Source organism: Pseudomonas sp. R19M, from assembly GCF_050312585.1.
Lineage (GTDB): Bacteria > Pseudomonadota > Gammaproteobacteria > Pseudomonadales > Pseudomonadaceae > Aquipseudomonas > Aquipseudomonas palleroniana.
The window spans coordinates 1-24,602 of record NZ_JBNPJV010000076.1; the positions used below are offsets into that span (position 1 = coordinate 1).

Sequence of the window (24,602 nt, forward strand, 5' to 3'; positions counted from 1 at the left end):
GGACCAGTTACACATGTGCTAACTGACACTCCGCATTCGCGAGCAAGCCCGCTCCCACATTTGATCTCTATCGCCGATAAGACCGGCGCTTGCCGCAGGCGGCATAAGTCCGCCGTTTTTCCGACTACTCCCTGATCCTGAATTTTAAAGACACCCCCGAAAACCCCCGCCCCGCCTGGACTTCAGGTTCTTTTTAAAAGTTGGTTCGCAAATTGCTTAAGCCTCGTCAGTACAGCGGTGGGCGGCAAGCGTCCGTCAGAAAGAGGAAAGAGCGTGGACAAGTACCTTTATGTGGCAATGACCGGCGCCAGCCAGAATGCACTGGCGCAGAAGGCCCATGCCAACAACCTGGCGAACATTTCCACCAATGGTTTCCAACGTGACCTGGAGCAGGCGCGTTCGATGCCGGTGTTCGGTGACAGCTTTCCCGCACGGGCATTTGCGATGACCGAGCGGCCTGCCACCGACTTTTCCCCGGGCGCCATGATCGAAACCGGCCGCGACCTGGATGTGGCCGTCAGCGGCGACGGCTGGATGGCCGTGCAAACCCCGGATGGCGGCGAAGCCTACGTGCGCAGCGCCAGCATGAATGTGGATGCGCTGGGCGTGCTGCGGGCCGGCAACGGTATGCCGATCATGGGCAACGGTGGCCCGATTGCCGTGCCGCCCCAACAGAAAATCGAAGTGGGCGCCGATGGCACCATCAGTATCCGCGCCATGGGCGAAGGCCCACGGGTGATGGCGGAAGTAGACCGTATCAAGATGGTTCAGCCCGACCTCAAGAACATGACCAAGGCCCTCGATGGCACCATCCACACCAAGGACGGCAAGCCGGCCCAGGCTGACGCGAACGTCAGGCTGACCTCGGGTTTCCTGCAGGCGAGCAACGTCAATGCGGTGGAAGAGATGACCTCGGTGCTGGCGCTTTCCAAACAATTCGAGCTGCACATCAAGATGATGAACAGCGCCAAGGAAGACGACCAGGCCATGACTCGCGTTCTATCGATGAGCTGAAGCCGGCGACGACTGACGACTAATTTTGCAACGCGGCGCCAACAAACAGGCGCACGAAGGAGAACAACATGCTTCCGGCTCTATGGGTTGCCAAAACAGGCCTGTCTGCCCAGGACACCAACCTGACCACCATTTCCAACAACCTGGCCAACGTGTCGACCACGGGTTTCAAGCGTGATCGCGCCGAGTTCCAGGACTTGCTCTACCAGATCAAGCGCCAGCCAGGTGCTCAATCGACCCAGGACAGCGAGCTGCCGTCGGGCCTGCAATTGGGTACCGGTGTGCAGATCGTCGGCACCCAGAAGAACTTCAATGCCGGTAACCTGCAACAAACCGGTCAGCCACTGGATATGGCCATCAATGGCCGTGGGTTCTTCCAGATCCTGCAGCCGGACGGCACTACGTCGTACACCCGTGATGGTACGTTCCACCTCGATTCCAACGGCCAGATCGTCACCGCCAACGGTTTCGCGCTGGAGCCGGCCGTGGTGGTTCCCGCCAACGCCAAGACCTTCACCGTGGGCAATGACGGCACCGTGTCCATCACCGTGGCCGGTAACCCGGCGTCGCAAGTGATCGGCAACCTGCAAACCGCGGACTTCATCAACCCCGCCGGCTTGCAAGCCATGGGTAACAACCTGTTCCTGGAAACCGCTTCCAGCGGCGCGCCGCAAATCGGCACCCCGGGCCTGAACGGTTTTGGTACCACCCTGCAAAGCACTCTGGAAACCTCCAACGTCAGCACGGTTGAGGAGATGGTCAACATGATCACCACCCAGCGCGCCTACGAGATGAACTCCAAGGTGATTTCCACTGCCGACCAGATGCTCTCGTTCGTCACGCAGAATCTGTAATCAAGTCTATGGGGCGCTCTTGAGGGCGCCTGCAACACCGTGAGGTAAGGGTCATGAATCGCTATGTTTCTGTTCTGGCATTGAGTGGGATCGCCGTGCTCGCGGGCTGTGTCGCCCCGACGCCGAAACCCAATGACCCGTACTACGCGCCGGTGTTGCCTCGTACACCGTTGCCGGCGGCGGCCAACAATGGCTCGATCTACCAGGCCGGTTTTGAACAGAACCTGTACAGCGACCGCAAGGCATTCCGGGTGGGGGACATCATCACCATCACCCTGAACGAGAAGACCCAGGCCAGCAAGAACGCCAACTCGCAGGTCGGCAAGACCAGCAAGACCAGCATCGGCCTGACCTCGTTGTTCGGGGGTGTGCCCAATACCAACAACCCACTGGGCAGCGGTGACCTGAGCCTGAACGCCGGTTATTCCGGTGACCGCGCCACCAACGGCAAGAGTGCGGCGGGGCAGGGCAACAGCTTGACCGGTTCGATCACTGTGACCGTGGCCGACGTATTGCCCAACGGCATCATCGCCATACGCGGCGAGAAATGGATGACCCTCAACACCGGTGACGAGCTGGTGCGTATTGCGGGCATGGTGCGGGCCGATGATATTTCCACCGACAACACCGTGTCGTCGACGCGGATTGCCGATGCGCGCATTACCTACTCGGGCACGGGTTCGTTTGCCGATGCGAGTCAGCCGGGCTGGTTCGACCGTTTCTTCCTTAGCCCGCTGTTCCCTTTCTAGGTGGTCATTGTGAAACTCAAACAGCTGATGGCGGCAGCACTGTTGCTGTCCCTGAGCGCAGTCGCCCAGGCCGAGCGCCTGAAAGACATCGCCAGTATCTCCGGCGTGCGCTCCAACCAGTTGATCGGTTACGGCCTGGTGGTCGGGCTTAATGGCACGGGTGACCAGACCACCCAGACGCCGTTCACCCTGCAAACCTTCAACAACATGCTCTCGCAGTTCGGCATCAAGGTGCCGCCGGGCTCGGGCAACGTGCAATTGAAGAACGTGGCGGCGGTGTCCATCAGCGCCGACCTGCCGGCGTTTTCCAAGCCGGGGCAGGTGGTCGACATTACCGTATCGTCCATCGGTAACTCGAAAAGCCTGCGCGGCGGCACTTTGCTGATGACGCCGCTCAAGGGTATCGATGGCAACGTCTACGCCATCGCCCAGGGCAACCTGGTGGTGGGCGGCTTTGACGCCGAGGGCCGCGACGGCTCCAAGATCACCGTCAACGTGCCGTCGGCCGGGCGCATCCCTGGCGGCGCCACGGTGGAACGTACCGTGCCGAGCGGCTTCAACCAGGGTAACAGCCTGACCCTGAACCTCAACCGCTCCGACTTCACCACGGCCAAGCGCGTGGTCGACAAGATCAACGACATGCTCGGCCCTGGCGTGGCCCAGGCCATCGACGGTGGTTCGATCCGTGTGACCGCGCCGCTGGACCCGAGCCAGCGCGTGGATTACCTGTCGATCCTGGAAAACCTGGAAGTCGACCCGGGCCAGGCGGTGGCCAAAGTCATCATCAACTCGCGTACCGGCACCATCGTGATCGGTCAGAACGTCAAGGTGTCGCCGGCGGCGGTGACCCATGGCAGCCTGACCGTGACCATCACCGAAGACCCGATCGTCAGCCAGCCTGGGCCATTGTCCAATGGCCAGACGGCGGTGGTGCCCCGTTCTCGGGTCAATGCTCAGCAAGAAGCCAAGCCGATGTTCAAGTTCGGCCCCGGCACCACCCTGGACGAGATTGTCCGTGCGGTGAACCAGGTGGGCGCAGCGCCCGGCGACTTGATGGCAATCCTTGAAGCTCTGAAACAGGCCGGCGCCTTGCAAGCCGACCTGATCGTGATCTGAGGCCATGGCCATGGATATGCGCAAGAGTGGGATCAGCAGCACGGCGGACTCGGGGGCTTACTCCGACCTGAACCGGCTTAACCAGCTCAAGGTGGGCGATAAGAACAGCGACGGCAACATGCGCAAAGTGGCGCAGGAGTTCGAGTCGCTGTTCTTGAACGAGATGCTCAAGTCCATGCGCTCGGCCACCGACGCCCTGGGCAAGGACAACCCGATGAACACCCCGGCGGCCAAGCAGTATCAGGAAATGTACGACCAGCAACTGGCGGTCTCGCTGTCGCGCGAAGGGGGCGGTATCGGCCTGGCCGACGTGCTCATGCGCCAGATGCAGAAGAACAAACCGGTGGACGCCCAGGCGGCGACCTTGCAAGGCCCGGCAGCGGATGCGCCGGTCAAGAAGGTCGATGTGCCGACTGAAATTGCCGCGGGTACGCAAGCGGACGGCCCATTGGGTCGTTCCAACGGCCAGCGTCCTTTGTGGGCTTACCGTGTGGCGGTGCCGGAAGGCAGCAATGGCCACGCCAATGATATGGAGCTGATGAACCAGCGCCGTATTGCCTTGCCGAGCAAGCTGACCGATCGCTTGCTGGCGGGCATCGTGCCGAGTACGGAGGTCGCAGCCGTCGCCAAGACTGCGCCGCTGCGCAACAGCGCTGCCGATGACAACGTGGTCAACAGTGCCGCCCGCAGCTTCGCCGTACCGAGCGGGCGCATGCAGGTGTATGGCCGTGCCATCGCCCAGCCGCCATTGGCACCGGCAAAGAAAGCCTTCAGTTCGCAGGATGAGTTCGTCGCCACCATGTTGCCGATGGCCAAGGCGGCGGCGGCGCGTATCGGTATCGATCCGAAGTACCTGGTGGCGCAGGCCGCCCTGGAAACCGGTTGGGGTAAATCGGTGATGCGCGCCGAAGACGGCAGCAGCAGCCATAACCTGTTCGGTATCAAGGCCGGCCAGAGTTGGCAGGGTGGCCAGGCACGCGCGATCACCAGCGAGTTTCGCAATGGCGCGATGGTCAAGGAAACGGCGCAGTTCCGTTCCTATAACTCCTATCAGGACAGCTTCCATGACCTCGTGACATTGCTGCAAAGCAATGATCGCTATAAAGAAGTTGTGAAATCAGCCGACAACCCGGAGCGGTTTGTACGCGAGTTGCAAAAAGCCGGATATGCAACCGACCCGGACTACGCCAGCAAGATTTCGCAGATCGCTAAAACGATGAACAGTTACCAGAATTACGCTGCCGCGGGCGCGACCACACATTTATAAGGTCTGAATCATGAGTTTGCTCAGTATCGGGATGTCAGGGCTTAACGCCTCTCAAGGATCGTTGTCGGTCCTGAGTAACAACATTGCCAACGTCAATACTCCGGGATACTCGCGCCAGCAGACCACCCAGAACGCCAGCGCCAACAACCAGTACGGTGGGGTGTTCATCGGCAGCGGTACGACCCTGGCGGACGTGCGCCGCATTTATAACGATTTTCTGGGGGCCGCCTACCAGAGCAGTACCGCGCTCAACAGCGATGCCACCGCGTACGCGGGCCAGGCCGCGGCGATCGACAAAACCCTGTCGGACAAATCCACGGGTATGTCCGCCGCGCTCAGTGCATTCTTTTCATCCCTGCAAACCGCCGCCGCCACGCCGAGCGATGTTTCCGCGCGGCAACTGCTGGTGACCAGCGCGCAGACCTTGAGCAACCGCTTCAACTCGATTTCCACACAGTTGACCCAGCAGAAAGAAGGCATCAACAGCCAACTGGGTACGCTGAGTGATCAGGTCAACAAGCTGACGTCGTCGATCGCCTCGCTCAACAACCAGATCACAACCGCCCAGGGATCATCGACCAGCGCACCGGCCAACCTGCTGGATGCGCGTAACGAGGCGGTGCGTTCGCTCAATGAGCTGATTGGCGTCACTGCCACCGAGAAGAACGGCCAGTTCAGTATCACCACCGGCACTGGGCAGTCGCTGGTGGAGGGCAATATTGCCAATACCATTTCAGCGGTACCGAGCAAGACCGATAACAGCCAGTACACCATCCAGCTCAACATGGGCGATACGCCGATGGACATCGGTTCGGTGATTTCCGGCGGCAGCATTGGTGGCCTGTTGCGCTATCGCGGTGATGTGCTGATGCCGGCCATCAACGATTTGGGGCGCATCGCCATTGCTACCGCCGACAGCGTCAACACCCAGTTGGGGCAGGGCCTGGACCTGAACAGTGATTTCGGCTCCTCGCTGTTCAGTGATATCAACACTGCGGCCACCATTGCCCAGCGCAGCCAGGCGGCTGCGGGTAACAGTGCAGGCTCCGGCAATCTGAATGTGACGATTACCGACACCAGCAAGCTGTCGACCTTCGACTACAAGGTCACCTTCACCAGCGGCAACCTGTACAACGTGGTGCGTTCGGACGGCAAGGCGATGGGCTCTTTCGACACCACGACCACGCCGCCGCCGGTGATTGATGGTTTTACCCTGGCGTTGAACGGCGCCGGTCCCGTAGCGGCCGGTGACAGTTTCAAAGTCAGCCCGACGGCCACGGGTGCCAGTAATATCGGCGTCCAACTCAAGGATCCGAACAAGCTCGCATTTGCGGCACCCTTGGCTGGTAATGCCAGCAAGACCAACACTGGCGCCGGCACGTTCACACCGCCTACCTTGACCGTGCCCATTGATATCAACGGTGGTGCCGCGACCGCGCAATTGCGCACCGGGATCGAAAACTCGATGCCGGTGAAGATGGTCTTCGGCAAGCCGGCGGCGGACGGTACCCAGCCATATACCGTCAGCGATGCACAAGGCAACCCGATCGGCACCGGCAGCATCATCCCGGGCCAGGGCAACAAGATCAGCATCAATGTGCCCATGCGCGATGCCACTGGGGCGCTGATTCCGGGCAAGAGCTTCAACTTCGATACCACGGTGGCCGGCACGCCGGCCAATGGCGACAGCACGACCTTTTCTTTCAACAGCGGCGCCACCTCCGATGGTCGCAACGCCCAGCAGTTGTTGGGTTTGCAGACCAAGGCGACGGTGGGTGCGGTGGATGGCAACGCGGGCGTGAGCCTGGTCAGCGCCAATAGCCGGCTGGTGTCCCAGGTGGGCTCCAAGGCCGCCCAGGCCAACACCGACACCACCGCCACCGGCGCCTTGCTGGCGGCGAACAAGGCGGCCAGCAACTCGGTGTCCCAGGTCAACCTGGACGAGGAGGCGGGCGACATGATCAAGTTCCAGCAGTACTACACCGCGTCGTCGCAGATCATCAAGGCCGCGCAAGAAACCTTCAGCACGCTGATCAACGCCCTTTAAAGGAGTCTGGAACGATGCGTATCTCTACACAGCAGTATTTCGACACCAGCTCCAGCAAGTACCAGGATAACTATTCGGGCGTGGTGAAGGCTCAGGACCAGGCCAGTTCCGGTATTCGCGTGCAAACTGCCTCGGATGATCCGGTGGCGGCCGCCCAATTGCTGATGTTGCAGCAGCAAAAGGACATGCTGGGCCAGTTCAACGGCAACATCACCACCTTGCAGAACTCGCTCGGTAACGAAGAAACGGTACTGCAGAGCATCAACCTTGCGTTGCAGTCGGCCAGTGAGCTGGCGCTGCAGGCCGGTAACCAGCGCCTCAGCGATGACGACCGCAAGGCGCTGGCCAGCAAGGTCGGCGCGCTTGAAGACCACGTGCTGGGCCTGCTCAACAGCAAGGACTCCAGTGGCAACTACATGTTCTCCGGGTCCAAGACCGACACGCCGCCCTATACGCGCAACAACGACGGCACCTACACCTACCAGGGTGATGAGACGCCGCTGAGCCTGCAGGTATCGAGCAACCTGTCGATCGCCATGGGCGATACCGGCAAGGCACTGCTCGAAAGTTCGTCCAACACCGGTCGTACCCAGACCACGTTGTTGCCGCCGGCGGTCAATGACGGCAAGGTGGCGATTTCGGCGGGCCTGGTCACCTCCAGCACCAATTACATCAAGAGCTTTGCCGACGGCCAGCCGTATAAGCTGACCTTCGCCAGCAGCACCCAATACAGCGTGACCGACAAGGACGGTAACGACGTGACGTCCGAGATCCCCGGTAACGGCACGTTTGACGCGACCAAGGAGGGCGCTTCCAGCGTCAACCTGCGTGGGGTCAAGTTCGACATCTCGCTGAACCTGGGGGCGAGTGTCGCGCCCGGTGCCGCTTCGGATGCGCTGGTGGCCGGCAAGGTGTTCACCCTGGAAAGCAAGCCGGATACGTTCAGTGTCTCGCGCACGGCCAGCAACCCGTCCACGGCGCAGCTGACCGGCGGCAGTGTGACGGACCAGGCGGCGTATGCCAGCACCTTTCCCAACTCGGGTGCGGTGATCAAGTTCACCAGTGGTACCGATTACCAGGTGTTCGCCCAGCCTTACAGCACTGACAGCAAGGCGATTGCCAGTGGCACCATCGCCGCCGGTGCCACTTCGGTCACCACGGCCGGGGTGACCTTCGGCATCAGTGGCACGCCGGGTGCCGGCGACCAGTTTTCGGTCGGCGCTACCAGTAACAAGAACATGAATGCCTTGGATACCCTGGGCCAGTTACGCAAGGCCCTGGAAACGCCGTCGGATGGCAGCCAGGTGTCGATGAATCAGCTCAAGGACGTGGTCAATACCAGCATCGCCAACCTGGCGAATGCGACCGCGCAGATCGACCAGGTACGTGGCTCCATCGGTGCGCGTAACAATGCCCTGGATATCCAGAGCCAGGAAAACACCAGCCTGGGCCTGGCCAACACCACCACCATGTCGTCGCTGGCCAACGTGGACATGGGGCAGGCGGCCATTGACCTGACCTTGCAGCAGACCATGTTGCAGGCCTCGCAGCTGGCCTTCGTGAAAATCTCCCAGTTAAGCCTGTTCAGCCGCATGTAATCGGCGTCCAGACCAGCGGCCCACCCTGGCAACAGGGTGGGCCGTTTTCGTTTCGGGTGTCAGGAACGTTGCGCGGTTTTGCACAAAGCGAACAAAATTGAGTGACCTGTGAGTCATTAAGCGCATCTTCACTGTATCGTGTGAAAAGGATAAGTCGTCACAGGGTCCTTGCGGGGCGGCTTTCAGCGAGTTTTTTACGGGGTTTTCCCCTTTATTGTCAGCACTCCGGGCGCAGTCCCAGGGGTGTTCTCCAGCTATTTAGTATTGGGAAGCCACAATGATTGGCATAAAAAGCATCGCCAGTTACGTGCCGGCAGACGGGGTGGATAACTACGCCCAGGGCGCCAAATTCGCCAAGGATGAAGATTTCATCATTGGCAAGATCGGTTCGGCGTTCCTGCCACGCAAGGATGCTGCGCAGGAAACCTCCGACCTGTGCGTCGAGGCGGTCAACGCTCTGTTTGCCAACAACCCGCAGTTGAAGCGCGAATCCATCGACGCGCTGATCGTCGTGACCCAGAACGGCGACGAGGAAGGCTTGCCGCACACGGCCGCCATCGTCCAGGACAAATTGGGCCTGCCGACCCATGTGGCCGCGTTCGATATCTCCCTGGGCTGCTCCGGCTACGTCTACGGTATCTATGCGATGAAGGGCTTCATGGAAGCCACTGGCCTGAAAAACGGCCTGCTGATCACCGCCGACCCGTATTCGAAGATCGTCGACCCGGAAGACCGCAACACCACCATGCTCTTTGGCGATGCTGCCACCGCCACCTGGATGGGCGAGGATGCACCGTGGTTACTGGGCAAGTCGAAGTTCGGCACCGATGGCTCCGGTGCGCCACACCTGAAGGTCAGCGACGGCGTGTTCTTCATGAATGGTCGCCAGGTGTTCAACTTTGCCTTGCTCAAGGTGCCGGCGCATTTGCACGAGTTGCTCGACGAGTCGAAGCTTGCAGCTGACGAAATCGATGCCTTCTGTATTCACCAGGGCAGTGCGGCGATTGTCGACGCGGTGGCCCGGCGTTTCGAAGATGCACCGGTTGAGAAGTTCATCAAGGACATGGTCGAGACCGGTAACACCGTGTCGTCGAGTATTCCGCTGTTGCTGGAAAAGCACATGCTGGACGGCAGCTGGAAGCGTGTCGCCATCAGCGGCTTTGGAGTGGGGTTGTCGTGGGGTTCGGCGATTCTCTATCGTTCGTGATGCCCTGATAGCACCGCACACAAAAACGCCCAGGCTTGAAAAAAGCCTGGGCGTTTTTTATTTGACGCCAGAAAACCTGGTAATTGCTGGCGATTGGGCTAGCGTAAATGCTTGAATTGCAAGGGGTGGCATCGTGCTAGTAAAAAAAATCAAAAAAGTCCTCAAGCAACCTGACTTCACGACGATAACTATTACGAAGGTTCTCTAGGCACACCCGGCGGTTGCCAGGGCCGGAAGCCGCAGTACACCACCCACGAGGATTTCGTCATGGCATTAACAGTAAACACCAACCTTGCATCGCTGAACGTTCAGAAAAACCTGAACAACGCGTCCAACGCTCTGCAAACTTCCATGCAGCGCCTGTCCTCCGGCCTGCGTATCAACAGTGCCAAAGACGATGCGGCCGGCCTGCAGATCTCCAACCGTCTGACCAGCCAGATCAACGGCCTGGGCGTTGCGATCAAAAACGCCAACGACGGTAGCTCGATTGCCCAGACCGCTGAAGGCGCGATGCAGCAGTCCACCAACATCCTGCAAAGCATGCGTACCCTGGCTCTGCAATCCGCCAACGGCTCGCCAAGCGCTGAAGACCGCAAGTCGAACCAGGCTCAATACGCAGCTCTGACTGCTGAATTGACCCGTATTGCTACCACCACCACCTTCGGTGGCAAGAACCTGCTGGACGGTTCTTTCGGTACTACTTCGTTCCAGGTCGGCGCTAACGCCAACCAGACCATCGACATGACCATCGGTAACGTAGCGGCCAACAACATCGGTTCGCAACAGTTGAAAACCCAGGCCCTGACGCCATCCGCAACCGGCGTCGCTGGTGGTGCTATCACCGTTACCGGTGGTGGCCAGACTGCTAACGTGACCATTGCTGCCGGTGCTTCCGCTAAGCAGATCGCTGCTCAAATGAACGGCGCTGTCGGCGGCCTGAGCGCTACCGCCAGCACTGAAGCCCAGTTCACTGTGAACGCGGCTACCATTGCTGCTGCTACTCCTCCGAACGCCAACTTCACTCTGCAAGTGGGCAGCGGTACCGCAGTTCAGTTCACTGGCGTGACCAGCACTTCCGACCTGGCTGACCAACTGAAGTCCAACGCTGCCAAGCTGGGCATCAGCGTTAACTACGATTCGTCGACCAACGCCCTGTCGGTCAAGTCCGACACCGGTGAGAACCTGACCTTCAACGCTGGCGACGGCGGTGCTGCAGGTATCTCGGTTGCTACCAAAGGCGGTAACGGCGCATTCGGTACTGCTACTGCCTTGGCCGCTACCGCGATCATCGCAACTGGCCAGGTTTCGCTGAACTCGTCCACCAGCTACTCGCTGAACGGTGCTGGTACTACTGGCTTGTTCAACGCTGCGGGTACTGCTGCGAACTCGACGAAAACCACCGTCAACAACACTGACGTAACCACCTCTACCAACGCGCAAAACGCGATTGACGTGATCACCCAGGCGATCTCCGACATCGACTCCCAGCGTGCAGGTCTCGGTGCTGTACAAAACCGTTTCGACAACACCGTGGCCAACCTGACCAGCATCGCCGACAACTCCACTGCCGCTCGCGGTCAGATCCAGGACGTTGACTACGCTGCTGAAACCGCTCAGCTGACCAAGCAACAAACCCTGCAACAGGCTTCCACTGCGATCCTGTCCCAGGCCAACCAACTGCCTTCCGCTGTACTGAAGCTGCTTCAGTAATAGCCATGGGTAGATGACTGACGGAAGGGCGCGTTTACGTGCCCTTTTGTCTTTTGCGTGATGAGGTGACTGGACATGGACATGAGCGTCAAGTTAAACCTGTCTTATCCTGCGGCGCCGCCGCAGAGCGCGCCTGCCCCTGTGAGCAACGACTCGCAGACAACCAAGGTCAAGCCTGCGGTTGCCGCGGTCGAAACCCAGCAGGACTCGAAACCGTCCGACCTTAAACAGGCGGTGGCGGATATTCGCAAATTTGTTCAGGATGCCCAGCGCAACCTGGAATTTTCAATCGACGACTCTACCCATCAAGTGGTGGTCAAAGTCATTGCGACCGACAGCGGTGAAGTGATCCGACAGATTCCTTCGGAAGCCGCATTGAAGCTCGCGCAAAGCCTTCACGACGCCAGTAGCGTGCTGTTTGACGCGAAAGTCTGAGCTGGCATGAATTTTGTTGCTGTCGTTGCTTGAGGCGTCGTCCGTCAAGAAAGCGCCAGCCCCCGTATCAGGAGAACAGTCATGGGTGATATATCGGTTAGCGGCCCAGTTACGAACATCGATACCCAAGCTATCGTGACGGCATTGGTGAACGCGGAACAGGCACCCAAGCAGTCGCAGATCAACAAGCAGACGCAGACGTCGACTGCCCAGTTGTCCTCGATCGGCAAAATTCAAGCGGCGCTCGACGCTTTTCGTGGAGCCATGGACAACATGGCCAAGGACGCCAGTATCGGCGGCCTGACGGCAACCACATCGGATGCCACTGTTTCCAGCGTCACCTTGGGTGCTGGTGCCTCTGCGGGTAGTTATCAGTTGGTGGTCAACCAATTGGCGACGGCCTCGAAGATTGCGACCCAGACTTATGCTGGCGGTGCGAACACAGTCGTCAATAAAGGCACCACAGCCACGTCGCTGACGATTTCGCAGTCGGGCCAGAACTACGCTGTCAGCGTGCCACCGGGCGCCACCTTGCAGCAGGTGCGGGACTCGATCAACGCACAGCTGAGCAGTTCGGGCTTGAGTGCCAACATCCTGACTGACTCCACCGGCTCTCGTATGGTGCTCACGTCGACCAATACTGGCGTCGGTACTGATATTACAGTGGGGGGCAGCTCTGGACTGGAAGCCGGTACGTCGGTCGTCGGTAGCGCTCCACAGAACGCGAAGTACACCATTGACGGTACGGCTCAGGAGTCAAAGAGTAATACCCTGACCGATGCGATCAGTGGTGTCAGCATCAAGTTGACAGCCGTGTCACCGCTGGTGACGGGCGCGACTGCTGGAGATCCGAATCCCCAGCGTGTGGCTTCGACCATTACCGTCGCAAGAAGCAACGATACCCTCAAGAGTTCGGTCAAAGGGTTTGTCGACACCTACAACGCGTTGATGACTGCGATCAACACCGAGACCGCCGTCACCACGAATGCCGATGGTTCCACAACGCCTTCTGCCTTGACGGGCGATGCCACCATGCGCACTTTGCAGTCGGCCATCCGTACTCAGTTGAACGCAATGGGCGGGACAGGGGCGTTGAAATCCCTGGCCCAGTTCGGTGTGAATACGGATCAGAAAACCGGCAAGCTGAGTATCGATGACAAGATCTTCAATGCCGCAGTGCTGACCAATCCTACCGACATCGGCGGTATCTTCAACGGTGACACGGGTTTGCTTGCGCGCATGAAGTCCGCGACCGACAGCTATGCGCTGAGTGGTACCGGGGTTCTGGCTACGCGTTCGTCGACGCTGTCGAGCAACATCAAGGATCTGCAAACCCAGCAGGATACTTTGACGGCGCGTATGGCTGCGTTGAAGACGAGCCTGACGGCCAAGTACACCACCATGAACAACCTGGTCGCTCAGCTTACCAGCCAGCGCTCCAGCGTCATGACCACACTTAACGCACTGAATAATCCGAAGACCAGTTGATCCTCACTGAGGTCGCCCGGCAAGGTGATTACCTTGTTCGGGCGTGCCCTTCGCCAGACCGTCGGCTTAAAGTTTTTTGCGACGCCGTCGACATAATAATCAGAGCCCATTCTTTTTAGCTGTTGCCTGTCACGAGGTAGAAACATGAATCCCATGAGAGCCCTTCGCCAATACCAGAAGGTCAATTCCCATGCCCAAATCTCCGAAGCCAGCCCGCATCGCTTGGTGCAGATGCTGATGGAAGGCGCGTTGGATCGCATGGCTCAGGCCAAAGGCGCCATGGCTCGTGGTGATATCGCGCAAAAAGGCCTGCTGTTGGGCAAGGCGATCGACATTCTGATCGGTTTGCGTGACGGCCTGAACCCGGAGAAAACCGACGATCCGGCCGCGTTGCAGCAACTTGATAATCTGTACGCCTATATGACTACGCGCCTGCTGGAAGCCAACAGCAAGAGCGATGTCGCCATGATCGACGAAGTAGCCGGCCTGATGATTACGCTCAAGGAAGGCTGGGACGGTATTGCAACACTGTAGGCCCTTGGGCCTGAGGATGATGTCATGAGCCACGCCCTGCAACGGATTGACGAGACCCGCGACGCTTTGGTCGATGCCCTGGCTGAGCGCAACTGGGATGCCATTGGTGAGCTGGATCTGGGTTGCCGTGCGGTAATCGATGAGGCGCTCAACAATGTGCCGGTTGACGAAGATGCCTTGCGGGAAAAGCTGGAAAGCCTGCTGGCGGTTTATCAGCAGTTGCTTGAGGTGACGACTGGCGAACGCCAGGCGATTTTCGAAGAGATGTCGCAGATCAATCGAGCGGAAAGTGCGTCGAAGGTTTACCATCTGTTCGGCTGAACGGGCTCTGTTGGTCCGAACGGTGCGTCATATATTTGACTGTGCCAGCATTTTTGACTTAACTAGTGCTGTTTTCAGATTTCAGACGTCTATAGGGTAAGAAGTCTTACAGCCGTCTAGATTGCCCTCACTTTGGGGCAGGAAGTTTTACTAGGGAAGTTGCTATTGCATGTGGCGTGAAACCAAAATTCTGCTGATTGATGACGATAGCGTCCGTCGCCGCGATTTAGCGGTGATTTTAAATTTTCTTGGTGAAGAAAATTTGCCCTGCGGCAGCCATGATTGGCAGCAGGTGGTCAGCTCGCTGTCGTCGAGCCGTGAAGTCATTTGTGTGCTGATCGGGACGGTAAACGCTCCTGGCGCTGTTTTGGGCTTGTTAAAGACACTGTCAACCTGGGATGAGTTCCTTCCCGTGTTGCTGATGGGCGATATTTCTTCCATGGACCTGCCGGAAGACCAGCGCCGCCGTGTGCTTTCCAACCTGGAAATGCCGCCCAGCTACAGCAAATTGCTCGATTCCCTGCACCGCGCCCAGGTCTATCGCGAGATGTACGACCAAGCCCGTGAGCGTGGCCGTCACCGCGAACCCAACCTGTTCCGCAGCCTCGTGGGCACCAGCCGTGCGATCCAGCACGTGCGCCAGATGATGCAGCAAGTGGCAGACACCGACGCCAGCGTGCTGATCCTCGGTGAGTCCGGCACCGGCAAGGAAGTGGTCGCACGCAACCTGCACTACCATTCCAAGCGCCGCGACGGGCCCTTCGTGCCGGTCAACTGCGGGGCGATCCCGGCGGAGCTGCTTGAAAGCGAATTGTTCGGCCACGAGAAGGGCGCTTTCACCGGCGCAATCACCAGCCGTGCCGGGCGTTTCGAACTGGCCAATGGCGGCACTCTGTTCCTTGACGAAATCGGCGATATGCCGCTGCCGATGCAGGTCAAATTGCTGCGCGTGTTGCAGGAGCGCACCTTCGAGCGCGTGGGCAGCAACAAGACCCAGAGCGTCGATGTACGCATCATCGCGGCCACCCACAAGAACCTCGAAAGCATGATCGAGGTGGGCAGCTTCCGCGAAGACCTGTACTACCGCCTCAATGTTTTCCCGATCGAGATGGCCCCGCTGCGTGAGCGCGTCGAGGATATCCCGTTGCTGATGAACGAGCTGATCTCGCGCATGGAGCACGAAAAGCGCGGTTCGATTCGCTTCAACTCTGCTGCGATCATGTCCCTGTGCCGCCACGGCTGGCCGGGCAACGTGCGTGAACTGGCCAACCTGGTCGAGCGCATGGCGATCATGCACCCCTACGGTGTGATCGGCGTGGTCGAGTTGCCGAAAAAATTCCGCTACGTCGACGACGAAGACGAGCAGTTGGTGGACAGCCTGCGCAGCGACATGGAAGAGCGCGTGGCCATCAATGGCCATACCCCGGACTTCGGCGCCACAGCCATGCTGCCGCCGGAAGGTCTGGACCTGAAGGATTACCTCGGTAACCTCGAGCAAGGCTTGATCCAGCAAGCCCTGGACGACGCCAATGGCATCGTCGCGCGGGCCGCCGAGCGCCTGCGCATTCGTCGTACCACCCTGGTGGAGAAGATGCGCAAGTACGGTATGAGTCGCAAAGAAGGTGACGAACAGGCGGATGATTGACGCCTGTTTTTTAAACTACTGAAATTCCAGTAGTTTTTTTTCGGCACGGGTATTGCTACAGCCCTCGCAACGTTCCGTTTAACTGACGGTCAGCCAGCGAGAGAGCATGATGCCCCACGCCGCCCAATTATCTTCGTCCCCCGAACTTGCGGGGGGCGCCCCATCTGTAGAGCAGCAGAGCCGGCAGGGCCTGGAGCAGGCGTTTTCTCTGTTCAGCCAGATGTCCAGCCAACTGACCGACTCCTACAGCCTGCTGGAAGCCCGGGTTTCCGAGCTTAAGGGCGAACTGGCGGTAGTCAGCGCGCAACGCATGGAAGAGCTGGCGGAAAAAGAGCGCCTGGCCAACCGTCTGCAAAACCTCCTCGACCTGTTGCCCGGTGGCGTGATCGTCATCGACGACCAAGGGCGTGTGCGCGAAGCCAACCCGGCCGCCTGCGACATGCTCGGCCTGCCGCTGGAAGGCGAGTTGTGGCGAGAAGTCATCACCCGCTGCTTTGCCCCGCGTGAAGATGACGGCCACGAAATTTCCCTGAAAGACGGGCGCCGCCTGTCCATTGCCACCCGCTCCCTGGACGCCGAGCCCGGACAGTTGGTGCTGCTCAACGACCTGACGGAAACCCGTCACCTGCAAGACCAGTTGGCCCGTCATGAACGCTTGTCGTCATTGGGCAGGATGGTCGCTTCTTTGGCGCATCAGATCCGCACGCCCTTGTCGGCGGCGCTGATCTACGCCAGTCATTTGACTGATGAGCAGTTGCCGGCCGCCACCCACCAGCGATTTGCCGGGCGCCTCAAGGAGCGCCTGCACGAGTTGGAGCATCAAGTGCGCGACATGCTGGTGTTTGCCCGTGGCGAATTGCCGCTGACCGACCGCGTCACGCCGGCAGAGCTGATGCAATCGCTGCAATCGGCGGCCGCCACCCATATCCAGGACGTCAATGTGCGCTGGCAGTGCGATAGCCATCTCGGCGAATTGCTGTGCAATCGCGACACCTTGGTGGGTGCCTTGCTCAACCTGATTGAAAACGCCATCCAGGCCAGCGGCGCGGATGCGCGGCTCAAGGTGCATCTCTACCGTCGCGAGCAAAACCTGCGGTTGTGCATCAGCGACAGCGGCAGCGGCATCGACCCTGTGGTGCTGCAACGGATGGGCGAACCGTTTTTTACCACCAAGACCAACGGTACCGGCCTCGGCCTGACCGTAGTCAAGGCGGTGGCACGTGCCCATCAGGGAGAATTGCACCTGCACTCCCGATTGGGGCGTGGCACCTGTGCATTGATGACCTTGCCGCTGTTTACCAGCCCGGCAAGTGCGGAGTAACGAAGCTATGGCTATCAAGGTTTTATTGGTGGAAGACGATCGCGCCCTGCGTGAAGCATTGGCTGACACGCTGCTGTTGGCGGGCCATGACTACCGGGCGGTCGGTTCTGCCGAGGAAGCCTTGGAGGCGGTCGAGCAAGAGGCTTTCAGCCTGGTGGTCAGCGACGTCAACATGCCGGGCATGGACGGTCATCAGTTGCTCGGCCTGCTGCGCGCGCGTCAGCCGCAGTTGCCGGTATTGCTGATGACCGCTCATGGCGCGGTGGAGCGCGCGGTGGACGCCATGCGTCAGGGCGCGGCTGATTACCTGGTCAAGCCCTTCGAGCCCAAAGCCTTGATGGAACTGGTTGCCCGGCATGCCCTGGGGGTGATGCCTGCCGTCGAAAGCGAAGGCCCGATTGCCTTTGAACCGGCCAGTGCTCAATTGCTGGAGCTGGCCGCACGGGTGGCGCGCAGCGACTCCACCGTGTTGATTTCCGGCGAGTCCGGCACCGGCAAGGAGGTGTTGGCGCGTTATATCCACCAGCAGTCCAGTCGTGCCAAGCAACCCTTTATTGCGATCAACTGCGCGGCCATCCCCGACAACATGCTCGAAGCCACCCTGTTCGGTCATGAAAAGGGCTCGTTCACCGGCGCCATCGCGGCCCAGGCCGGCAAGTTCGAACAGGCCGATGGCGGCACTATTTTGCTCGACGAGATTTCCGAAATGCCTCTGGGCCTGCAAGCCAAGCTGCTGCGGGTGTTGCAGGAGCGTGAGGTGGAGCGGGTCGGTGCGCGCAAGCCGATCCAGCTGGATATCCGCGTGGTGGCCACGACCAACCGCGACCTGGCGGGCGAAGTGGCGGCGGGGCGGTTCCGGGAAGACTTGTTCTATCGGCTCTCGGTCTTTCCGCTGGCCTGGCGCCCGTTGCGTGAGCGTCCGGCCGATATCATCCCGCTGGCCGAGCGCCTGCTGAACAACCACGTCAAAAAAATGAAGCATGCCCAGGCGCGGCTGTCGGCTGAAGCCCAGGCTTGCCTGATCGGCTATCCATGGCCCGGTAATGTGCGGGAGTTGGACAACGCGATCCAGCGTGCGCTGATTTTGCAGCAGGGCGGGCTGATCCAGCCGCAAGACTTCTGCCTGGCCATGGGCAGTGCGGCGGCACCGTTGCCCACCCTGGCGCTCGCGCCGGTGGTCGCTGAAGCCGAAACCGGCGGTGCCCTGGGGGATGATCTGCGGCGCCGCGAATTCCAGATGATCATCGACACCTTGCGTACCGAGCGTGGCCGTCGCAAAGAGGCCGCCGAGCGCTTGGGCATCAGCCCGCGCACCTTGCGCTACAAGCTGGCACAGATGCGTGACGCCGGTATGGATGTGGAAGCGTATCTTTTCGCTACCTGACAAATACTTGGGCTGACATGGCTTGTCGCCTTTTCTTACGAGTCGCCACGGATCTGGCACCCTTGTTGCTACCACCTGTAGTAACCGCTGCGTAGTGTCAAAAAATTGCGGGTCGTCAGAGAGAGAAGGTCATGAGCCAGGGTATTGAGTTCAATCGGTTGATGTTGGATATGCGCTCCATGCAAATGGATGCCATGGCTCAACCGAAATCCGTCGCGCCCGCGCCGGAATTGGGCCAAAGCAGTTTTGCCGACATGCTCGGTCAGGCAATCAACAAAGTCAGTGATACCCAGCAAGCGTCGAACCAGTTGGCCACCGCCTTTGAAATCGGTAAAAGCGGCGTGGACCTCACCGATGTGATGGTCGCCTCGCAAAAGGCCAGTGTTTCCTTCCAGGCCTTGACCCAAGTGCGTAACAAGCTGGTTCAAGCTTATCAAGACATCATGCAGATGCCGGTTTAAGGACGAGATTTAAGTCATGGCAGAAGCAGTCGTGGACAACGCACCCGCCAAGGCAGACGGCAAGCCGCCGCTGTTTGGCCTGTCGTTCCTGGAAAACCTTTCCGAAATGACCATGTTGCGTCAGGTGGGCCTGTTGGTCGGCCTGGCAGCCAGCGTGGCGATTGGTTTTGCCGTGGTGTTGTGGTCGCAGCAACCCGATTACCGGCCGCTTTACGGCAGCCTGGCGGGCATGGATTCCAAGCAGATCATGGAAACCCTCGCCGCCGCCGACATCGCCTACACCGTGGAACCCAACTCCGGCGCCTTGCTGGTCAAGGCCGACGACGTCGCCCGCGCGCGCATGAAGCTGGCTGCCGCCGGCGTGACGCCGTCCGACGCCAACATCGGTTTTGAGATCCTCGACAAGGACCAGGGCCTGGGCACCAGCCAGTTCATGGAAGCCACTCGCTACCGTCGCGGCCTGGAAGGCGAGCTGGCGCGTACCATCTCCAGCCTGAACAACGTCAAGGGTGCCCGCGTGCACCTGGCGATCCCAAAAAGCTCGGTGTTCGTGCGTGACGAACGCAAGCCAAGCGCCTCGGTACTGGTCGAGCTGTTTGCCGGTCGCTCCCTGGAGCCGGGTCAGGTCCTGGCGATCATCAATCTGGTGGCCACCAGCGTTCCAGAATTGAGCAAGTCGCAAATTACCGTGGTGGACCAGAAGGGCAACCTGCTGTCCGACCAGGCCGAGAACTCGGCGTTGACCCAGGCCGGCAAGCAGTTCGACTACAGCCGCCGCATGGAAAGCATGCTCACCCAGCGTGTGCACAATATCCTGCAACCGGTGCTGGGCAATGACCGCTACAAGGCTGAAGTATCCGCCGATGTGGACTTCAGTGCCGTCGAGTCGACCTCCGAACAGTTCAACCCCGACCAGCCCGCCCTGCGTAGCGAGCAGTCCACCAGCGAACAACGCACCGCCAGCAATGGCCCGCAAGGGGTACCGGGCGCCTTGAGCAACCAGCCTCCGGCCCCGGCGTCGGCACCGCAAACCACCGGTGGCGCTGCCGCGACTGCCGGCGCGATTCAGCCTGGCCAGCCGCTGCTGGACGCCAATGGTCAGCAGATCATGGACCCGGCCACCGGCCAGCCGATGCTCGCCCCGTACCCGGCGGACAAGCGTAACCAGTCCACCAAGAACTTCGAGCTCGACCGTTCCATCAGCCACACCAAGCAGCAACAGGGCAAAATCAACCGCCTGTCGGTGTCGGTGGTGGTCGATGACCAGGTCAAGGTCAACCCGGCTGACGGCGCGGTGACCCGCGCGCCCTGGAGCGCCGACGAATTGGCGCGCTTTACCCGCCTGGTGCAGGACGCTGTCGGTTTCGACGCCAGCCGCGGTGACAGCGTCAGCGTGATCAATATGCCGTTCTCCGCCGAACGGGGAGAGGTGATCGCCGATCCTGCGTTCTATACTCAGCCGTGGTTCTGGGACATCGTCAAGCAAGTGCTGGGCGTGTTGTTCATCCTGGTGCTGGTGTTTGGCGTGCTGCGTCCGGTGCTCAACAACATTACCGGCAACGGCAAGAAACAACTGGCGGCCTTCGGTGGCAGCGACGTCGAGTTGGGTGGTATGGGCGGCCTGGATGGCGAACTGGCCAACGACCGCGTCAGCCTGGGCGGCCCGCAAAGCATCCTGTTGCCAAGCCCGAGCGAAGGCTATGACGCTCAGTTGAACGCAATCAAAAGTCTGGTGGCAGAAGATCCGGGTCGTGTGGCCCAGGTCGTGAAAGAGTGGATCAACGCAGATGAGTGATAATCGAGCCGCTGTTGCCAAGCTCACCCGGGTCGACAAGGCGGCGGTATTGCTGCTGTCCCTGGGTGAAACCGACGCCGCCCAAGTGCTGCGCCACATGGGGCCCAAAGAGGTTCAGCGCGTCGGCGTGGCCATGGCGCAGATGCGTAACGTGCACCGCGAGCAAGTCGAGCAGGTGATGAGCGAGTTCGTCGAGATCGTCGGCGACCAGACCAGCCTGGGCGTCGGCTCCGACAGCTACATCCGCAAGATGCTGACCTCGGCGCTGGGCGAAGACAAGGCCAACGGCCTGATCGACCGCATCCTGCTCGGCGGCAACACCAGCGGCCTCGACAGCCTGAAATGGATGGAGCCGCGTGCCGTTGCCGACGTGATCCGCTACGAACACCCGCAGATCCAGGCGATCGTCGTGGCTTACCTCGACCCGGACCAGGCTGGTGAAGTCCTCGGCCACTTCGACCATAAAGTGCGCCTGGACATCATCCTGCGTGTGTCGTCGCTGAACACCGTGCAGCCGGCGGCATTGAAAGAACTCAACACGATTCTGGAGAAGCAGTTCTCGGGCAACTCCAACGCCTCGCGCACCACCTTGGGCGGTATCAAGCGTGCGGCCGACATCATGAACTTCCTCGACAGCTCGATGGAAGGCCAGTTGATGGACTCGATCCGCGAGATCGACGACACCCTGTCCGGCCAGATCGAAGACCTCATGTTCGTGTTCAACAACCTCTCCGATGTCGACGACCGTGGCATCCAGGCGTTGCTGCGCGAAGTGTCCTCGGACGTCCTGGTGCTGGCGCTCAAGGGCTCCGACGACAACGTCAAGGAGAAGATCTTCAAGAACATGTCCAAGCGTGCGTCCGAACTGTTGCGCGACGACCTGGAAGCCAAAGGCCCGGTACGCGTCAGCGACGTGGAAACCGCCCAGAAGGAAGTCCTCACCATTGCCCGCCGTATGGCCGAAGCCGGAGAAATCGTTCTCGGCGGGAAGGGCGGCGAAGAAATGATCTAAGGCGCGTCCCATGTCGAGCAAAGATGAGGCGCCCAGCGATCTGATTCGCGCGCGGGACGTCGGCGGGTTCGATATCTGGTCGTTGCCCAGTTTCGATCCGCATGTACCGGAACCCGAGCCTGAGCCGGTCGAAGAGCCCCCCGTGCAAATGGAAGAAGTGCCGCTGGAGGAAGTCCAGCCACTGACGCTCGAAGAGTTGGAGGCCATCCGCCAGGAAGCCTACAACGAGGGCTTCGCGGCGGGGGAAAAAGACGGTTTTCGCAGTACCACCCTCAAAGTCCGCCAGGAAGCCGAGGCGGCGCTGAGCGTCCAGCTCGCCAGCCTTGAGCGTTTGATGAGCAGCCTGTTCGACCCGATCGCCGAGCAGGATTCCCAGCTTGAAAAAGCCATGGTCCGCCTGGTGGAGCACATGACCCGCCAAGTGATCCAGCGCGAACTGGTGCTCGACTCCAGCCATATCGAAAGCGTGATGCGCGAAGCCCTCAAGCTGCTGCCGTTGGGCGTCGGCAATGTACGGCTGTACATCAACCCGCAGGATTTCGAGCAGGTCAAAGCCTTGCGCGAGCGCCATGAAGAAACCTGGCGCATCGTTGAAGACGCGACGTTGCAGCCTGGCGGTTGCCGGGTCGAGACTGAGCACAGCCGCATCGACGCGACGGTGGAAACCCGTATCACCCAGATCATGGCCAAGCTCTTCGATCAACTCCATGAGCAGGCCCTGCATCCGGCCGAACCTGACCTGAGCGTAGACCTGGACGCCCCTGATGCGCCTTGATCGCACCAGCTTCGCCAAGCGCCTGGGCAGCTACGCCGAGGCCACCGAGTTGCCCGGCCAGCCGATCCTCGAAGGGCGCCTGTTGCGCATGGTGGGCCTGACCCTCGAAGCCGAGGGCCTGCGCGCCGCCATGGGCAGCCGCTGCATGGTGATCAACGACGACAGCTACCACCCGGTGCAAGTCGAAGCGGAAGTCATGGGGTTCTCCGGCAGCAAGATTTTCCTGATGCCGGTCGGCAGCCTGGCGGGCATTGCCCCGGGCGCCCGCGTGGTGCCGCTGGCTGACACCGGGCGCCTGCCGATGGGTATGGGCATGCTGGGGCGCGTGCTCGACGGCGCCGGACGCGCCCTGGACGGCAAGGGCGGCATGAAGGCCGAAGACTGGGTGCCGATGGATGGCCCCACCATCAACCCGCTCAATCGCAACCCCATCAGCGTGCCGCTGGACGTGGGCATTCGCAGCATCAACGGTTTATTGACGGTCGGCCGCGGCCAGCGTCTGGGCCTGTTCGCCGGTACGGGGGTGGGTAAATCGGTCTTGCTGGGCATGATGACGCGCTTTACCGAGGCCGACATTATCGTGGTCGGGTTGATCGGCGAGCGGGGCCGCGAGGTGAAGGAGTTCATCGAGCACAGCCTGGGTGAAGAGGGCCTCAAGCGCTCGGTGGTCGTGGCGTCTCCAGCGGATGACGCGCCCTTGATGCGTCTGCGTGCCGCCATGTATTGCACGCGCATCGCCGAGTATTTTCGCGACAAGGGCAAGAACGTCCTGTTGCTGATGGATTCGCTCACTCGTTTCGCCCAGGCCCAGCGGGAAATCGCCCTGGCCATCGGCGAGCCGCCAGCCACCAAGGGTTATCCGCCGTCGGTGTTCGCCAAGCTGCCCAAGCTGGTCGAGCGTGCCGGTAACGCCGAGGCGGGCGGTGGTTCGATCACCGCGTTCTATACCGTGTTGTCCGAAGGCGATGACCAGCAGGACCCGATCGCCGACTCGGCGCGAGGTGTGCTCGACGGCCACATCGTGCTGTCGCGGCGCCTGGCGGAGGAGGGGCACTACCCGGCCATCGACATCGAAGCCTCGATCAGCCGGGTGATGCCGGCGGTGGTCACGCCGGAGCACATGGCCCGCGCGCAGCATTTCAAGCAGTTGTGGTCGCGCTATCAACAGAGCCGCGACCTGATCAGCGTCGGCGCCTATGTGGCCGGCGGGGATCGCGAGACCGACCTGGCGATCGCCCTGCAACCGCAGTTGGTGACCTACCTGCGCCAGGGGCTCAACGACAAAATCAGCATGGGTGAAAGCGAAGCGCACCTCGGCTCGATCTTCGCCCCGGCGCCAGGCGGCTAAGCCATGGCCAGCACCCGCTCTTCACGCCTGGCGCCGGTGGTGGACATGGCCGAAAAGGCCGAAAAGACCGCCGCCCAGCGCCTGGGCTATTTTCAAGGTCAGGTCCGCCTGGCGGAAAGCAAGCTGGGCGACCTGGAGCGCTTTCGCGGCGAATACCAGCAACAGTGGATCGAGCGCGGCAGCCAGGGGGTGTCCGGCCAGTGGTTGATGGGCTATCAGGGCTTTCTCAATCAGCTGGAGACGGCGGTCGCCCAGCAGCGCCAAAGCCTGGCCTGGCACCAGAACAACCTTGAGAAGGCCCGCGAAAGCTGGCAGCAGGCGTTTGCCCGGGTCGAGGGCCTGCGCAAGCTGGTGCAGCGCTATATCGACGAAGCACGGGCGATTGAGGACAAGCGCGAGCAAAAGTTGCTGGATGAGCTGTCACAACGTCTGCCCCGTCAGTCGCAGTATTAGGTGTGGGGCTGCTCCTGCATTTGCCGAGATCGGGTTCGCCTGCTAAACCTTGTTACACATGGCCAATG

At 60.5% G+C, this 24,602-nt stretch carries 22 protein-coding genes; all 22 read left to right on the forward strand.

Going from position 1 to position 24,602, the window contains the following annotated elements; genetic code table 11:
- Positions 1-273: 273 nt before the first annotated feature.
- Complete coding sequence (locus tag ACQRBT_RS16175; RefSeq protein WP_060756055.1) at positions 274-1,014, forward strand: flagellar basal body rod protein FlgF; 741 nt, start codon at positions 274-276, stop codon at positions 1,012-1,014.
- Between the two features lie 68 nt (positions 1,015-1,082).
- A complete protein-coding gene (gene flgG / locus ACQRBT_RS16180; protein ID WP_060756054.1) occupies positions 1,083-1,868 on the forward strand; it encodes a flagellar basal-body rod protein FlgG in 786 nt (261 codons plus the stop codon).
- Between the two features lie 53 nt (positions 1,869-1,921).
- Positions 1,922-2,617, forward strand: a complete 696-nt coding sequence (gene flgH / locus ACQRBT_RS16185; protein WP_060756053.1) for a flagellar basal body L-ring protein FlgH — start codon at positions 1,922-1,924, stop codon at positions 2,615-2,617.
- A gap of 6 nt (positions 2,618-2,623) precedes the next feature.
- Complete coding sequence (locus ACQRBT_RS16190; protein WP_161549168.1) at positions 2,624-3,733, forward strand: flagellar basal body P-ring protein FlgI; 1,110 nt, start codon at positions 2,624-2,626, stop codon at positions 3,731-3,733.
- A gap of 4 nt (positions 3,734-3,737) precedes the next feature.
- Positions 3,738-5,000, forward strand: coding sequence for a flagellar assembly peptidoglycan hydrolase FlgJ (flgJ, locus tag ACQRBT_RS16195; RefSeq protein ID WP_412047530.1), 1,263 nt, complete (start codon positions 3,738-3,740; stop codon positions 4,998-5,000).
- A 10-nt stretch (positions 5,001-5,010) separates the two neighbouring features.
- Complete coding sequence (flgK, locus tag ACQRBT_RS16200; protein ID WP_198762719.1) at positions 5,011-7,047, forward strand: flagellar hook-associated protein FlgK; 2,037 nt, start codon at positions 5,011-5,013, stop codon at positions 7,045-7,047.
- 14 nt (positions 7,048-7,061) lie between these two features.
- A complete protein-coding gene (locus ACQRBT_RS16205; protein ID WP_412047531.1) occupies positions 7,062-8,645 on the forward strand; it encodes a flagellar hook-associated protein 3 in 1,584 nt (527 codons plus the stop codon).
- Between the two features lie 277 nt (positions 8,646-8,922).
- Positions 8,923-9,852 (forward strand): ketoacyl-ACP synthase III, encoded by a 930-nt coding sequence (locus ACQRBT_RS16210; protein ID WP_104994433.1) that lies wholly within the window; start codon positions 8,923-8,925, stop codon positions 9,850-9,852.
- 267 nt (positions 9,853-10,119) lie between these two features.
- Positions 10,120-11,562 (forward strand): flagellin, encoded by a 1,443-nt coding sequence (locus ACQRBT_RS16215; protein ID WP_412047532.1) that lies wholly within the window; start codon positions 10,120-10,122, stop codon positions 11,560-11,562.
- 75 nt (positions 11,563-11,637) lie between these two features.
- Positions 11,638-11,997 (forward strand): flagellar protein FlaG, encoded by a 360-nt coding sequence (locus ACQRBT_RS16220; RefSeq protein WP_060756047.1) that lies wholly within the window; start codon positions 11,638-11,640, stop codon positions 11,995-11,997.
- A gap of 81 nt (positions 11,998-12,078) precedes the next feature.
- Positions 12,079-13,485 carry a flagellar filament capping protein FliD gene (gene fliD, locus ACQRBT_RS16225; protein ID WP_412047533.1) on the forward strand — a complete coding sequence of 469 codons (1,407 nt, stop codon included), beginning with the start codon at positions 12,079-12,081 and terminating at the stop codon, positions 13,483-13,485.
- A gap of 144 nt (positions 13,486-13,629) precedes the next feature.
- Entirely contained in the window at positions 13,630-14,019 is a 390-nt protein-coding gene (gene fliS / locus ACQRBT_RS16230; RefSeq protein ID WP_106576450.1) for a flagellar export chaperone FliS, read from the forward strand.
- 24 nt (positions 14,020-14,043) lie between these two features.
- A complete protein-coding gene (locus tag ACQRBT_RS16235) occupies positions 14,044-14,340 on the forward strand; it encodes a hypothetical protein (RefSeq protein WP_060756044.1) in 297 nt (98 codons plus the stop codon).
- Between the two features lie 169 nt (positions 14,341-14,509).
- Positions 14,510-15,985, forward strand: coding sequence for a sigma-54 dependent transcriptional regulator (locus ACQRBT_RS16240; protein WP_412047534.1), 1,476 nt, complete (start codon positions 14,510-14,512; stop codon positions 15,983-15,985).
- A gap of 109 nt (positions 15,986-16,094) precedes the next feature.
- Entirely contained in the window at positions 16,095-17,306 is a 1,212-nt protein-coding gene (locus ACQRBT_RS16245; protein WP_412047549.1) for a sensor histidine kinase, read from the forward strand.
- Positions 17,307-17,313: 7 nt separating this feature from the next.
- Positions 17,314-18,690, forward strand: coding sequence for a sigma-54-dependent transcriptional regulator (locus ACQRBT_RS16250; RefSeq protein ID WP_161549127.1), 1,377 nt, complete (start codon positions 17,314-17,316; stop codon positions 18,688-18,690).
- A gap of 131 nt (positions 18,691-18,821) precedes the next feature.
- Positions 18,822-19,151 (forward strand): flagellar hook-basal body complex protein FliE, encoded by a 330-nt coding sequence (fliE, locus tag ACQRBT_RS16255; RefSeq protein ID WP_016972029.1) that lies wholly within the window; start codon positions 18,822-18,824, stop codon positions 19,149-19,151.
- A 16-nt stretch (positions 19,152-19,167) separates the two neighbouring features.
- Positions 19,168-20,946, forward strand: coding sequence for a flagellar basal-body MS-ring/collar protein FliF (gene fliF, locus ACQRBT_RS16260; RefSeq protein WP_060756040.1), 1,779 nt, complete (start codon positions 19,168-19,170; stop codon positions 20,944-20,946).
- Positions 20,939-21,958, forward strand: a complete 1,020-nt coding sequence (gene fliG, locus ACQRBT_RS16265) for a flagellar motor switch protein FliG (RefSeq protein WP_060756039.1) — start codon at positions 20,939-20,941, stop codon at positions 21,956-21,958. Before fliF ends, fliG begins: the two co-directional genes overlap by 8 nt.
- Before the next feature lie 10 nt (positions 21,959-21,968).
- Complete coding sequence (gene fliH / locus ACQRBT_RS16270; protein ID WP_060756038.1) at positions 21,969-22,733, forward strand: flagellar assembly protein FliH; 765 nt, start codon at positions 21,969-21,971, stop codon at positions 22,731-22,733.
- Positions 22,723-24,081, forward strand: coding sequence for a flagellar protein export ATPase FliI (gene fliI, locus ACQRBT_RS16275; protein WP_060756037.1), 1,359 nt, complete (start codon positions 22,723-22,725; stop codon positions 24,079-24,081). The genes fliH and fliI overlap by 11 nt, the downstream gene beginning before the upstream one ends.
- 3 nt (positions 24,082-24,084) lie before the next feature.
- Positions 24,085-24,534, forward strand: a complete 450-nt coding sequence (fliJ, locus tag ACQRBT_RS16280; RefSeq protein ID WP_060756036.1) for a flagellar export protein FliJ — start codon at positions 24,085-24,087, stop codon at positions 24,532-24,534.
- The last annotated feature ends 68 nt before the right edge of the window (positions 24,535-24,602 follow it).